Origin of the sequence: Photobacterium sagamiensis, from assembly GCF_050337085.1 — a bacterium.
GTDB classification, from domain to species: Bacteria; Pseudomonadota; Gammaproteobacteria; order Enterobacterales; family Vibrionaceae; genus Photobacterium; species Photobacterium sagamiensis.
Window position 1 is genome coordinate 1 of record NZ_JAKJSP010000087.1, and the last position, 13,996, is coordinate 13,996.

Consider the following 13,996-nt stretch of genomic DNA (forward strand, 5'->3'; position numbering starts at 1 on the left):
GTTTGTAGGGTGATTGGGTGGGGGGGCGTGTTCCAAACAATAAAGATCCGTCACCACTTCACTAATCAACAACGGAATTGTTACCCATATTTCAACGGCGGCAACTTTGATTAGCATCACTATTATGCTCTAAGTCACATAGCAAGAACCTTCTCAATAAAATGTATGCATATGTTGATGTTAACGCCTAAATTTAAACACAGTGGTAGGTTCTAATGCCCGAGGGTATCGTGTGGCGTTTTCTTTTATCGAGTTTAGTTTCAGCGATTAAATGTGTATTTGGATCATGCTCCTAGTTTAAACCAGTTCACAGTAGCACCGCTGATAGTACTTCACTCAACTGGCGTCATGGGTGTCGCGTTAATCTGCAATTTAAAGTTAGGAAGTTAAATTGACTAAGTTACTTAAAATCAAAGGAGAGAGCATGGTCGCCGATAAAGACACTTATATAAGAGCATTGCTTCATTTACGTGATAAAAGCAAGCTTAGGAACACGAAGTACTTAGCTATGTTAAGGGCACAGTACTCGTCAGAAAATCAGACTATTACGGCTAGTAGATTAGCTAAGGCTGTGGGTTTTAAGAACTTCAACGCTACAAATCTTCAATATGGTATTTTGGCTCATGAAATTGCTGATTTCATCGAATATATGCCGCCGAAGAGTTCAAATGGTGAGCCAATGTGGTTTTTGGCTCTTTCATCAGGTAATGATGCGTCAGATGACACTTTAGATGGTCATTACGAATTCATCATGAGGCCTGAGTTGGTGGCTGCTCTTGAAGAAATGAAGTGGGTCTAATAATTGCGATAGCAACTCAGACGGATTCGTAAATTCGCCGTTGTTTGCATGAGTTGGATACAAGGAGAAAATCATGCGTTCAGAGGTGGTACAAGCGTTTGAAGGGGGCTCGGCGTTCTACCGAGACACCGTATTATCACCAGAGGTATTGTCAATGTATCAGGTTGGCACCCTGTTCCGTGAGCCTACTTTTTGTGATGCTACATACAAGTTCGGGGGATTCGCCGCTCCACATCGCTATCTCATCATTTCTGCCAACGCTTATTGCATAGATGAACTTTCTGCACATCCCGAGTGGGGGTTATGCATATGGAAGACGGATCGTATCTTCAAGGTCATAGGAACACATCAGAAGGAAGCGAATACTCAAACTACGTTACTGGAAATTCCAGAAGAATATCGCTCCGAACTCACCACGCAAAGCCTCTCGTATCTTGAGCGTGGTTTAGCCAGCAAGGCTGCTGAGCGGTTTGAGGAGGCGCTTCAGTTGCCCGCGTTGCCTGAGCACCAATCTCGCCTCTGGTTAGATCGTCTAGAGCTTCCTGTGGGTGTAGATGACTATGGGCACTTCTTCGAAGCTTGGTCATATGGCACCTAATTAACGGTTCAAGTCCGTAATTAAGCCCCCTCGGCGATGCGTCAACATAGCAGACCTGGTTCCATCTGATTTTTTTACACACGCCCCCACCTTAACACCCTACAAACCCGAGAAATTGGCAGATAGATTGAGTTTGTAGGGTTCTAGATAGGGGGGCGTGTACCAAACAACAGACTCCCATGCGCCCTAACTCACATAACCGGAACCCAATCAATTAAAACTTATGCATGGTATGTCATACCAATCTAGATTTAATGATAACTGTGAGATCTGCTGTGCCTAGAGCGGTAGCGTGGATATTCGTGATCCCAGTGCGAAACCTGCAGTTTGGGCTTGAAAAGAGTTAAGTGATTAAGGGATTCAATTTTAGTTCAGGAGCTAGTTTTAGGTCATTTGTCCGAGGCGTTATGCGCTAAAAAAGAGGGAGTAATAATGAAATATGAGAAAGGTGATCGGGTTACACATCCGAATATGAAAGACTGGGGGCTTGGTGAGGTTTTAGCCAATAGTAATGGGGATATTGTAAAAATTTTTTTTGTTGGCGCAGGAGAAAAGAAAATTTCACTAAAATATGTACAACCTATCAAGGTTGCAGGTGAAAAAGCAGGTCATCCGGTTCTTGATAATTTGAAAATCAAGAAGTCATCATCTGGAATCAAGTATCAAAGCCTTTCTCAATCAATGCATTTTTTTGTAGAACAGTTTCCAGAAGGGTTTTATGGATCAAAATTCAATGAATATGAAAGAGAATATAAAGATAAGGCACACGCTTTAGCACTTGAACTATTGGCTAAAGAAACATTCGTATCGTTTCTTGAAAAAGAAGAATATACCGAAATCACAAAGCGTGCTCAAAGAATAGTAAACGCAACAAATCTTATATTCCCAAATGAGAAAATGGCATTAAAAGATGGGTTGATCGAGCCAAACGCAAAGAAAGAGTTTTCACAAACATTATTTGGGTTGTTGTTTGATGAAGGGGAATTGAAAGGTAGATTTGAAGCATTCTCAAAGGTACTTGAAAACATCAATGCTGCAAAGTGGACGACGGTATCATATTTCTTATTTGTTTTCTTGCCAGATAAATACATGTTTGTAAAACCTACGATAACGCAATATTCTGCCGAGCTATGTGGATTTGAAATAAACTATAAACCACAGCTTAATTGGCTTACTTATAAATCTGTTCTGGATTTTTCAAATTATCTTTTTTCTGAATTATCAGAGCTAAAGCCAAGAGATATGACTGATGTTCAGTCATTCATGTGGTGTATTGCCCCTGGTACGTACCAAAGCGCATGAAGCCATCAAGTATACCTCAAACACTCGGTACTTTAGGTATGAATTTAACTTGGTGTTTACGGTACACCAATCAGGTATGGTGATTTGGGAACAACTTATGGTAGGCGTTATTTCTTATAATCAATATATGGTGTACGAATGAATTTTACCGATAGGATACGCCCAACAGATAAAGGTATTACTACTTATCTAGACGAGTTGGAAAATCTTGATTTTCAAATACCCACATTCCAGAGAGATGTCGTATGGGAAAAAGAAAATGTTAAGAAATTATGGGACAGTATTTATAAATTTTATCCCCTCGGTAGCATTTTGGTCTGGAAAACCAATGTGAAATTACAAAACCATAGGAAAATTGGTGGTCATAAAATATCAGAAGGCACGTTTGATCGTAGTGAGTATCAATATATTCTTGATGGTCAACAAAGAACCACATCGTTATTAACTTCTCTATATGGCGGAAATATTGAAGGTCAAGATGGATTTGATCCATCGGTATATATTGATTTAACAATTGAAGATGAAACAGATATTGATGATGATAGTTACAAAAAACGGTTTTTGTATTGGGATGAAATTAACAATAAAGGTGGGAGCTTTAAAAGAAATACAGGGAGACAAAATAAGTTCAACTCAGGACTTATTGTTAAACTACTAAATATCAAAAATGATTTTGGTTCAGTTGAGCGTTCATTGGTTGAGAGTGAATATGACGACTACAAAGATTATGATCATCCAATCAGAGAGCAACTAAGAAGGCTTAAGCAAGTTCTCGATAATTACAGGTTGTCGTTTATAGAGCTAAAAGGCATTCAAGTCTCAGAGGTCTGTCAAATATTCGAGCGAATCAATCAAGCTGGAAAACCATTAGATATATTCGATATTGTAGTTGCAAAAACTTTTAAGCCAGAATCTGAAGATAATCAAGGATTCTATCTAAGGGAATACATTGATAGTTTCAGAAAGATAAATAATAGCAATTTCTTGCAAATTAGTGACTTTGACTATCTTCAAATAATTGCCATATTGATCAGGGAAAACATTGAAAAGTCTGGGATATGGAATATTACCCCACGCTATCTTAATGATATAAAAACTGAACATATTGAAGAAATATGGGAGCCTGCTAAAAAAGCCATTAATAAGACTTTTGATTTCTTTGAAAACACGTTAAACCTAAAAGGACCTCAACTTATTCCTTACAGATATTTTTATCTAACCATTGCAGCGTATTTTTTTAGAAATGACGCCCCAGATTACAATTTTATAAAAATGTACTTTTGGTTTCATAGTTTTCATAATGATGATTTGCTCAGTAATACTGGTGATGTTAATTCGCACATTGAATTTCTTATCAGTCAAAAGAATACAGGAGAATACAGCTTTCCTCGTTTTCTGATTGATAAAGAAACATTAAGGACTTTGTCTTATAGTTCAAAGGGGCGATTATCTAGGGCAGTACTTTCTTTATATGCAAGTGAACAACCGAAAGACTGGAAGTACACAGATAGAAATGTCATTGTAGATAATTTATTTTTCTCAACAGATAAACCAAATCTCCACCATATATTTCCAACAAACTACATATTACAAAATCCAGGTTCAAATGAACTGAATAATAATAGCTTAATGAATATTGCGTATCTTACTCAGATAACCAATCTGGAAATTAGTGATAAAAATCCCTTGATTTACATTCGAGATTTTAATACTAATCCAGAATTTGAACCAGTCATAAAAACCCATCTTCTTCCGAATGACCTTTTAGAATGGTCAAGGTTGGAAAGTATGCCTGCTGATGCTTTGGATCAGTTTATAGAAAAGCGAGTAGATTTAGTTATTGAAAAATTAAAAAATACCTTGAGTGGAATAAACTTTGAAGTTATCGATACAAAGCAAAATAGTTAACACATATGAGCCTTCGTGCGCCAAGCGGTAAAGCGAATCCTATCGGCCGCGTTAGCAGTCGACTGAAAGTCGATTAACAAGCGTGCTCTCTTAGTTAGTCATATGTGGCGTTCAGACACGCCCCCCTACTTGAACACCCTACAAACCCTAGAAACTCACCGAACACATCAATTTGTAGGCTTTATAGGGTTCGTAGGCGTGGAGGCGTGTCCCTGATATAACCCCTGTATCTCCTTCACAAGTCCGCCTCAGTAACGTCACCCATTCTTCTGAATCGGAAACGACGATTTGTACTACTTATTACACCTTGATTCACATAACCTGAGCCACTTCAACAAAACTGCACGCATATGTTGGTAGCCTTGTCTTAAATTGAAGACATCGGTGGGCTCTGTGTGCCCAAGGGCGGTAGCGTGGCGTTCTCAGTCATTTTCTCTGTGTCATCAAGCTGACCCCCAACACGGAAATGGTGAGATACACGAACTCAGATCGCATATTTCATTCGTATATCTACCGATAAACAGGAGATTTACGAACCTAGTTTGTTGAATAAAATGTTAGATGATGGTGTGCCCTATGAAAAGTGGACACACCAATGAATTTTAAATAAAGGGGAAGACAAGTAGTGATAGATCAAACAAATATAATTGTTGCTAAGTCAAGAGAACTTAGCCAACCGATAGATAATTTACATAAACAATTGGAAGGTTATCTTTCTCATGTAGGACTTCCAATAGATAATGTTGTTGTTCCAATAGCTGAGCGAAAGAGGGTTATATCTTCATTGGAAGAAGCACTTGCAATTATTCCAATTGATGACCGAAATAAATCATATTATTTATCGAAATTCACTGTGGCGATATCTGTTGGTTTATTTGATGGGGCTTTAAATTACCTTTGGGACGAAACTGTTCGAGCCTTTCGTCGATTGATTATAGCGTTTGATTTACCATATTTTTACTCGATCGCTGAAAAAGTTAGTGCTAGATATAAAACCTTATCAAAAGAAGAAGATATCGATCAGGTTAGTGAGCATGATTTACTTGAAGCATGCAGACGAATTGGGCTGTTGTCGGATGTAAATTATCAGCGTTTAGAACACGTTAATTTCATGAGAAATCATGCTAGTGCAGCGCATCCAAATGATAATGATATTGATGGTTTTGAAATGTTAAGTTGGTTAAGTGTATGTTTGAAATATGCAATAACTGCAAAACCAGACCATTCATTAATTGCTGTTAAACAGCTATTAACAAATATACGAGTTTCAGTAATCCCAGTTGAAGATTTTCCTATAATTGGAAAAGACTTCATGAAACAGCCGATAGAGAGAATAGATGATTTCTTATGGACACTTTTTGGGTTATTCACAACAGAAAAAACCACCTCGGAAACCAAAGCTAATATTGTTGGAATTGCTCCATATATATGGGATGCAGCAACAAAAGATCGTAAATATGAAATAGGGGCTAAATTCGGGGTATTTAGAAAGAATGGTGAGGTAGGAAGGAAAGAGGCAGCTCAAGAATTTTTACAATCGGTTAATGGTCTTAAGTACAAAGATGAAGATAGTCTAGCTGGTGAAGTTATTGAAATTCTTGAAAATTTAAACAGAGCCCATTTTGGGGCAAATAATTTTTACAATGAATACCCACATGCAATGGCTCTGAATAATGCTCTCCCTCCAAGCGGTGTAGTTCCGAGAGCTGCAAGATCTATTTGGGTAAAAGTACTATCAATATGCTATATCGGAAATGGTAATGGTTATAGAGATGGGGTAGATGAAGCCGCGTTACCGTATTATATAAATTACCTTAACCATTTTTCTGAATTAGAAGTCGTGGATTTTATTAAATTATTTGAAGACCCTGAGTTTACATCACCTTTAGCTCGTTCTATGCCTGCGGCTAGGGTGAAAAAATTAGCCTCAGCTTTAAAAACCAAGGTTACGAATACACATATAATTAAAGCATTAGATTTGGTGATTTCAGCTCCTTCAGTACATAAAGTTCATACTACAACTGCTTTTAAAAATGGAATGAAATATTTACCGAGTAACTAATCATCTAAAAATGCATCAACACGATTTTTTACACCCGTCATTCTAGGTTTGCAGAGTGTTTATCGTTTATCGTGGGAAAATTCAAGTTTAGTCTGCGTAGTAAAAAACGTGTTATGCAGGCGTTAGGTTTCCATATCTTTTATATAGGTATGTTTTAGAGATAAAATGAAAAGAATAAAAACAAAAGAAAGTGGCTATCATGGCTATCAAGAGTTTAACTTTGTTAGAGAGAAAATAGTTTCTGAATATGAATATGCAAAAAAGAAATATCAAAACAGACCTGTAAAAACAGAACATGGTAACGTAAGTGAAAGCTTATTAGTTAATTGGTTAAAAGAATCCTTACCTAAGAAATATGGTGTTACATCAGGCTATGTAATCCCTGATTTATATGTTGAAAAATATAAGGTATATCATTTTGATATAATTATTTATGATAAGCTAGAGTCGCCGGTTTTATGGATGGAACCATCAGATAACAATACTAAAGCTAGAGCGATACCAGCAAAGCATATTTTCGCAATATATGAAGTTAAAGCCTCGTTAAGACCTAAAAGCATTTCAGATGCTTTGGAAAAATTAGACTCAATTTCAAAGTACTCAAAATTATTTCCTGATAATTTTCATACAAAGGCAATTTTTATGGAATTGCCTAAAGAATATATAAATAAAAAGGGTGTTGTATTAAATAAATTTGTAACAGATAAGGAAATGCATGGTTATTCTGGTTCATATGTTTTTTCTACCAATGTGAATAAAAAAATAAGCGCAACAATAAAAACCACTACAAATAGTGATAATCTAAAATATGTTGACCTCTCATTAGATAGAAAAAGTTTAGTGAAGGATGTCGAAAAAATCGATGTGGAAATTCATGACGTAGATAAGTTTAAGTTTTATAACCCAGAGCCTGGTTATAGCTTAGATATAATGTCAATGAACGGAAAAGTTGCTGGGATGGTTAAATCATATGAGCAGCAAGCGATTAACAATGAAACTCGTGTATATGCTCTATGGTCAAGAAATGAATTTGCTGTTTTTTTTCATGAGCTTCTATCTAGGCTTGATACCGGTGACTTTAACAGGTATCAGATGAAATTTGGTTTATCATTTGATGAGTTATAGTTTTATTATCCATTCAAAACAATCAAGATGATGCGTTACACTCGGCGGTTTTGGTACGGAGTTCGGTGCGCTTTGCTGGTTCGGTGGGGCACACCTTATTGCAAGCGTTAGGTTCCTAGGAGTAAAAGTGAAGAAAATTGCGCGTATTTGTTGGAACAGTAATGGTTGGAGTCAGCCTTCTGGTAGGTTAGGTAAAAGTACCAACAAGGAGTCCTATGAATTTATTAATGGTTATGGACATGAAGAGTGGCTATTAGATACAACCAAACTTATTGACGGTTATCATTATGGATACTTGCAGGCGATTGGTAAGCATAGAGATAAATACCTGAATGAAGTCTTTGATGTCTCACTATATTCTATTAACAATGACACCAAGCAAAGGTGGTGGCTTGGTGATATTCAGAACTTAGAAGTTGTATCGGAGGCTGAGTCGAAAAAAGTATACAAAATATACAAGTCAAATGGTTGGTATGCTGAAATGCAGCAACAACTAATGCAAGTTGGCGCGAATACTGATGAGTTCAAGAATTTTGTAACTCCGGATATTTTTGCTGTTGTAAAGTTTAAACCATCTGACTTGAATTTACTGGAAGAGCCCACGGAGTTTAGAGTTGACGATCCAGCGGTTACGTCAAATTACTATAACCTCAAGAACAAGAAGCTCGACCCAGATCTAAATTTGGAGCATGGCTYTTCATTCAAGCCAGGACATAACATCGGTAAAGCAAATACCAAACGCTCCTACAGCGATCACGGCAAGGAAGTATCCCTTTTACATAATCAACTTCAAACTGAGTTGTATGATCAGTTAGTGAAAGTTCATGGTTCCGATAACGTTGGTACAGAAGTCCAGTGTGGACTCGGCAACCGTGTGGATGTGGTTGTTAAGAGTAATCGTAAATACACATTCTATGAGATTAAGACGTTAAGAACTGCTAAAAATTGTATTCGGGAAGCTTTGGGGCAGCTTATGGAATACGCATACTATAGCAACACTCATAAAGTCGAGAAGCTTGTTGTAGTGTCCCCACATTCATTGTGTGACGAGGACCAACAGTATCTTGAACAGCTTAATAAACGTTTTAATCTAAACGTTAATTATCATCAGGTAACATTGAGATCCGGAACATAACAAACATCAAGGTGATGCCTTACACTCGGCGGTTTTGGTATGGAGTTCGGTGCGCTTGGTTGGTTCAGAGTTGGCACACCTTATTGCAGGCGTTAGGCATCTTGGTGAAATTAATAGGAACATCACATGGGAAAAATACACTATTTTCAGCGTTATTCATCGGTGGAAAACACGGTTACGAATAATACGCTCCAGTTAATCTCTCGTATTTATCAGTACTCTCCTGTTAAAGCATCCCAGCTATTAACTAATTTGACCGATGAGTCTATAGAAATTGGGCTAGAAATTACTCAACAACAACGTGAGGGTGATTCAGTCCCAGATGCTACTATTTTACAAAGAAGCTTCAAGATTCTAGTTGAATCAAAAGTAGACTCGCCAGTTTCCAAAGCACAATTGCTGAGACATGCTAAAGGCTTCAAAAATGAAGATATTAAGATTCTATTGCTGTTAACTAAGTCAAGCTTACCCAATGCTCAAGCAGATGAGATCAAATCATTAATTCAAAAAGAGTACCCTTCAGTAATCTTTAAGCATATAACTTATGAGGACATATGTGTAAATTGTGAGGATTTATTCCAATCGCACGAATACCAAATGAACGAGCTGATTGATGATTACAAAGAGTACTGCAATGATACGCATCTATTTGATCAAGCTCGGTATACTATGCGAGTTGTTCCATGTGGTAGCAGTGTCTCTATCAATCTAAAGTATGGAGTGTATTTTCAGCCATCAGATCGTGGCTATTCAGACCATCGGTATTTAGGAATTTACGCGAAGAAAAAAGTTCAAGCTCTATGGGAAGTGCACAGTGTCATAGATGTTGAACTTAAAGATGAGAAGTTAATCAAGTCGTATGTTCATGGTGAAAAAACTGATGAATACGATGAGAAAATCAGCAAAATTATTGCTGATGCGAAGACGGTGTGTGGCTATAACATAGAAAGTGGGCATCGCTTCTTTTGTGGGAAACAATATCCTACTAACTTTAGAAAGGTCTCAAGTGGTGGGATTATGGGGGCTAGAATGTTCAATTTGAAACAGTTTACCTCCTCATGGGATTCAGCTGAGTCCTTATCTCGTGATTTACAAACTAGTACTTGGGAATAATTCCTAAAAACTGTTCAAGGTGATTCCTAACGCTCGGCGGCTTTAGTTCAAAATTCTTTTTTAGTGATTAGGGTGTATTAACGCAGTTTTGGTGGTTGCGTTACTCACACCTTAACAGGGCGTTAGCTGAATATGGAGTTCAACAAATAATATGGCGATATTCGACCTGTTTTCAAAGAGACAAAAGAGGCTCAGAGGTGAAGTCTCTGATGTGTATCAGTATGACAAATTGCCTCAACAGCTCAAAGTTCAAATTGTTCATATAGTTAGAGATACAATTGGTATAGAAACCACATATAACGACCTAACTAATGGTGTATATCGCCACATTCATAAAGTATTGTGTAAAGAGTATGGTGTGTTTTCTCTTAAACAGCATGAAGACTCAAACTTTGCTGCGGTATACGATTATTTTTTGAACGAGAATAATGTTGAAAAATGCTTAGATGTAATTGAGTTGAGTTTTAGAATAATTGATGGCTATGTTCGAGAGCAACAATATAGATTTCAGCAAGCGACGGGTGTGTCACAAAATAGTGACGATGCTATTGGCGAGTTAAACTCTAGGTTTAAAGAAGCAGGTGTAGGTTACCAATTTGAATCGGGTGAGTTAATTAGAGTCGATTCGCAATATTTACACTCTGAAACTGTAAAGCCAGTATTACGTGTTCTCGGTAGCAACAAGTCTTATGCTGGTGCCAATGATGAATTTCTTTCTGCTCATGAGCACTATAGGCATAAACGGTATAAAGAGTGTTTAAATGATTGCCTCAAATCATTTGAAAGCTTGATGAAGGCAATTCACGATAAACACGGTTGGAATTACAAACCCAATGATACTGCTAAAAAGCTGATCAATAGTTGCTTGGAAAATGGACTAGTACCAGAGTATCTCCAAAACCAGTTCTCATCGGTCAGGATATTGCTGGAAAGTGGTATACCTACAGTGAGAAACAAAGAAGGCGGGCATGGACAGGGTAGTGAAATAACGACAGTACCAGAACATTTAGCGAGTTATACGTTGCATTTAACTGCTACTAATTTGCTGTTTCTAGCTAACTGTGAGGCAAAATTCTGCTAACAAAGCATTTAAGAGGGATTCAAAACGCGTGGCATTCGTAGTTTGAATCCACTTTTGTGTTTACGGTGGTCAATTTGAGCTGTGGGGCAAGCGTTCCCCCCTTAATGCGGCGTTAAGTGTTAGTGACCTTTCGTGAGTCAAAAAGGAGAATTTATGAGAAAAATATTTATATCTTTGATTGTCTTATGTTCTTTTTCGGTAAATGCTAAGTTTATTCATCCAAAAGAATTTGATGGTTCTGAAGTACAGAAGAAAGAAGTAATTTCCTATATCAAAGCCAGAGTCAAAAAGGACTATTGTGGAACAGTTGATATGTGCCAAGAAATGATGCTTAGAATGATGGAGACTGAAAACTTAGAAGCCTTCAAACGACTCACTCTGGCTAAAGATAGAAAAGTATTAGATCGAGCTATTCACGATTATTGCGGAACTGTTGATATGTGTACTTATCAAATGATTGAGATGATGTATAACGAAAATGTAAAAGCCCAATCTCAAGAGCTTAGTTGGTAACGTAATCAGACACATAATCAATGCAATCAAGTTGACGCGTTACATTCGGCAGTTTTGGTATGAAGTTCGGTGTGCTTGGTGAGTTAGTAGTGGCACACTTTATGCCCGACGTTATGGCTTTTAATCCGCTTAATTAACGGAAAATAAAATGGACGTATTTATAATATGAAAATACTTGGAATTAGGGTTGAGCCTAAAAAATCAACATTCGTTGTAATTGAATGTGAAGGTGATATATTCACTATTATCAATAATGAATGTATCAAAGTTCCAGCAGCACTGGACTTTCCTGAAAAGTTGAAATATGTAAGAAGCTGCGTTTTGGATATTTTAAGAGAGTATTCAATAAATATTGCTGGCATAAGAATAGCCGAAGGCAATTCTCAAAATTTAGATGTGACTAGACTTCATATAGAAGGTGTTATTCAAGAGGCTTTTGCGAGCAGTAACATTGATAAGTATTTTACAGGTAGAAAAACATCGATTGCTTCTAGGCTAAATATGAAACCTAAGCAGTTAGATGAGATTATTAAAGGTAACGAAGATTATGAATTATTAAATGATTGGGAGTTGCTAAAGAATAACAATGCAAGGGAAGCCGCATTAGTTGCAATGGGAGCGTTGGCATAATGTATCCTTATCAGAAAGCTCAAGTCTCTTTTAAAAAGATTGAAGAAATTGGACAGGAAGGGCAAAACTCAAAAGTTTATCGTGTTCATGATGAATATCTAGATGCAGAAATGGTTATAAAAGAAGTCGAAAAAAATGACACATTTTCTGCTGAAGATTATTTTTCAGAAGCTAGAACTTTATATTGCAGTAGCCATCCGTATGTTGTCCAAGTTAGCTATGCTTGTGAAGATGATGACAAAATATATGTAGCATCACCATATTATAAAAATGGTTCTCTCAAGCGTTTTATGTCGACACGTTTTTTAACAACCAAAGAAATTATTCGTTATTCAACCCACATACTAAATGGATTGCATAATGTTCATTCTAAAGGGTTAATTCATTTCGATATTAAACCTGATAATGTCCTTATTTCAGACCGTAATGAAGCATTGTTAGCAGATTTTGGCTTAACTAAAGTTATGGATAAAGAAGGTATTGCGAAGCAACCTAAATTATATATAAAGCAATTCCCGCCAGAAGTATTTGGAAATCAAGAGTGTGAGTTTGATAACAGGTTTGATATTTATCAAGTTGGTTTGACTATGTACAGAATGTGTATTAGTGATCAAGCTTTTGATCAACAGTTTTCTGTGTACCAAACTGGGCAACAGTTTGGTCAAGATGTAATAGCGGGTAAGTTTCCAGACCGTAAAGCATATCCGTTACATATACCTGCAAAATTACAACGAACGATAAATAAATGCTTAAAGATTAATCCTGGTGACCGCTTTGGTTCAGCTATTGAAGTTGTAAATGCTCTTGCTGATATTGATGGTTCCATACTACACTGGGAGTACAAACCAACAGAGACTCACCAAGTATGGGAGTCAAACGTGGATGGTGTCATCAAGACGATAAGTGTATGTGGTGAAAGGAAATCAAAGGCTTATCGTATAACAGGATCGTCTGCGCCGAGAAGAATTACGGCATATTGTATAGACGATATTACTGATACGGATATCGTTAGGTTTTTAAATGATGAAAAAGAAAAGCGGAAAAAATAGTCAATTTTTAACTAGAGCAAAGTTAGTGAATGATGCTCGAAAGTCGCTTTCTCGTGAGAAGTTACCTGAACATACAGAAGGTATGTTTGACTGTCTTCTCGGCTTTAAGCAGGGTACAAGAGAATTTATTGACCTCTCCAAAACGGTTAAGACCTAACACATATGAGCCTTCGGGCGTCAAGCGGTAAAGCGCCCCCTATCGACTGCGTCAGCGGTCGACTGAAAGTCGATTAACAAGCGCGTCCTCTTCGTTAGTCATATGAGCTCTTCAAGACGTGCGCCCCCCCTCAAGAAACCCTACAAAGCCTACAAACTCATTACTCACTTCAATTTGTAGGGTTTATAGGGCGTTGAACAGGGGGCTGCCCCCTGACGGCAATCCCCGTCCCCCCTTCACGAATCAGCCCTAGAAACGTCACCCATTTTCCAAAGCTGTAAAACTTCGATAAGTGCCACTTGTTGCACTGTGATTCACATAACCAGAGCTCACTCAATAAAACATATGCATATGATGACAGCATCGCCTAAATTTGATGATAGCTGGTAGGTTCTGATACCCAAGGGCGGTAGGTATGCGATCCCGATGCGTAAAAACCTGCGGTTTGGGTGGGATATACGATCTTAGATCGTTTGAATAAAATGTTGGGCGGTCTGACACGAGAACACTATAGATTTATACTC

13 protein-coding genes are annotated in these 13,996 nt (G+C 37.5%); all 13 read left to right on the plus strand.

The genetic code is table 11. From position 1 onward, the window contains the following. Positions 1 to 391 precede the first annotated feature (391 nt). The 13 genes from L4D76_RS27525 to L4D76_RS27585 all read left to right on the plus strand — a co-directional run bounded on the left by L4D76_RS27525 (position 392) and on the right by L4D76_RS27585 (position 13,472). The gene (locus L4D76_RS27525) at positions 392 to 799 is read left to right on the plus strand and encodes a hypothetical protein (protein ID WP_428444026.1); all 408 of its coding nucleotides are present in this window, start codon (positions 392 to 394) and stop codon (positions 797 to 799) included. A gap of 73 nt (positions 800 to 872) precedes the next feature. After that, complete coding sequence (locus L4D76_RS27530; protein ID WP_428444027.1) at positions 873 to 1,397, plus strand: hypothetical protein; 525 nt, start codon at positions 873 to 875, stop codon at positions 1,395 to 1,397. Between the two features lie 432 nt (positions 1,398 to 1,829). Continuing rightward, positions 1,830 to 2,699: a DUF3553 domain-containing protein gene (locus tag L4D76_RS27535; RefSeq protein ID WP_428444028.1), complete on the plus strand. Its 870-nt coding sequence runs from the start codon at positions 1,830 to 1,832 to the stop codon at positions 2,697 to 2,699. Positions 2,700 to 2,837: 138 nt separating this feature from the next. Continuing rightward, positions 2,838 to 4,607 carry a GmrSD restriction endonuclease domain-containing protein gene (locus tag L4D76_RS27540; protein WP_428444029.1) on the plus strand — a complete coding sequence of 590 codons (1,770 nt, stop codon included), beginning with the start codon at positions 2,838 to 2,840 and terminating at the stop codon, positions 4,605 to 4,607. A 625-nt stretch (positions 4,608 to 5,232) separates the two neighbouring features. Next, positions 5,233 to 6,669: a hypothetical protein gene (locus tag L4D76_RS27545; RefSeq protein WP_428444030.1), complete on the plus strand. Its 1,437-nt coding sequence runs from the start codon at positions 5,233 to 5,235 to the stop codon at positions 6,667 to 6,669. 165 nt (positions 6,670 to 6,834) lie between these two features. Next, positions 6,835 to 7,794 (plus strand): DUF6602 domain-containing protein, encoded by a 960-nt coding sequence (locus L4D76_RS27550; protein ID WP_428444031.1) that lies wholly within the window; start codon positions 6,835 to 6,837, stop codon positions 7,792 to 7,794. A gap of 127 nt (positions 7,795 to 7,921) precedes the next feature. After that, a complete protein-coding gene (locus L4D76_RS27555; protein ID WP_428444032.1) occupies positions 7,922 to 8,929 on the plus strand; it encodes a hypothetical protein in 1,008 nt (335 codons plus the stop codon). Positions 8,930 to 9,055: 126 nt separating this feature from the next. Next, positions 9,056 to 10,042, plus strand: coding sequence for a hypothetical protein (locus L4D76_RS27560; RefSeq protein WP_428444033.1), 987 nt, complete (start codon positions 9,056 to 9,058; stop codon positions 10,040 to 10,042). A gap of 151 nt (positions 10,043 to 10,193) precedes the next feature. Continuing rightward, positions 10,194 to 11,123, plus strand: coding sequence for an abortive infection family protein (locus L4D76_RS27565; protein ID WP_428444034.1), 930 nt, complete (start codon positions 10,194 to 10,196; stop codon positions 11,121 to 11,123). 153 nt (positions 11,124 to 11,276) lie between these two features. Further along, a complete protein-coding gene (locus L4D76_RS27570; protein WP_428444035.1) occupies positions 11,277 to 11,636 on the plus strand; it encodes a hypothetical protein in 360 nt (119 codons plus the stop codon). A 165-nt stretch (positions 11,637 to 11,801) separates the two neighbouring features. Next, positions 11,802 to 12,266, plus strand: coding sequence for a RuvC family protein (locus L4D76_RS27575; protein ID WP_428444036.1), 465 nt, complete (start codon positions 11,802 to 11,804; stop codon positions 12,264 to 12,266). Continuing rightward, positions 12,266 to 13,315, plus strand: coding sequence for a serine/threonine-protein kinase (locus L4D76_RS27580; RefSeq protein WP_428444037.1), 1,050 nt, complete (start codon positions 12,266 to 12,268; stop codon positions 13,313 to 13,315). The genes L4D76_RS27575 and L4D76_RS27580 overlap by 1 nt, the downstream gene beginning before the upstream one ends. Then, positions 13,287 to 13,472, plus strand: coding sequence for a hypothetical protein (locus tag L4D76_RS27585; RefSeq protein ID WP_428444038.1), 186 nt, complete (start codon positions 13,287 to 13,289; stop codon positions 13,470 to 13,472). Before L4D76_RS27580 ends, L4D76_RS27585 begins: the two co-directional genes overlap by 29 nt. Positions 13,473 to 13,996 lie beyond the last annotated feature (524 nt).

Bases quoted from the DNA above. Each gene is read 5' to 3' on its own strand.
- L4D76_RS27530 (WP_428444027.1), top strand. From the start codon at position 873: ATGCGTTCAGAGGTGGTACAAGCGTTTGAAGGGGGCTCGGCGTTCTAC.
- L4D76_RS27535 (WP_428444028.1), top strand. From the start codon at position 1,830: ATGAAATATGAGAAAGGTGATCGGGTTACACATCCGAATATGAAAGAC.
- L4D76_RS27540 (WP_428444029.1), top strand. From the start codon at position 2,838: ATGAATTTTACCGATAGGATACGCCCAACAGATAAAGGTATTACTACT.
- L4D76_RS27550 (WP_428444031.1), top strand. From the start codon at position 6,835: ATGAAAAGAATAAAAACAAAAGAAAGTGGCTATCATGGCTATCAAGAG.
- L4D76_RS27560 (WP_428444033.1), top strand. From the start codon at position 9,056: ATGGGAAAAATACACTATTTTCAGCGTTATTCATCGGTGGAAAACACG.
- L4D76_RS27565 (WP_428444034.1), top strand. From the start codon at position 10,194: ATGGCGATATTCGACCTGTTTTCAAAGAGACAAAAGAGGCTCAGAGGT.
- L4D76_RS27570 (WP_428444035.1), top strand. From the start codon at position 11,277: ATGAGAAAAATATTTATATCTTTGATTGTCTTATGTTCTTTTTCGGTA.
- L4D76_RS27575 (WP_428444036.1), top strand. From the start codon at position 11,802: ATGAAAATACTTGGAATTAGGGTTGAGCCTAAAAAATCAACATTCGTT.
- L4D76_RS27580 (WP_428444037.1), top strand. From the start codon at position 12,266: ATGTATCCTTATCAGAAAGCTCAAGTCTCTTTTAAAAAGATTGAAGAA.
- L4D76_RS27585 (WP_428444038.1), top strand. From the start codon at position 13,287: ATGATGAAAAAGAAAAGCGGAAAAAATAGTCAATTTTTAACTAGAGCA.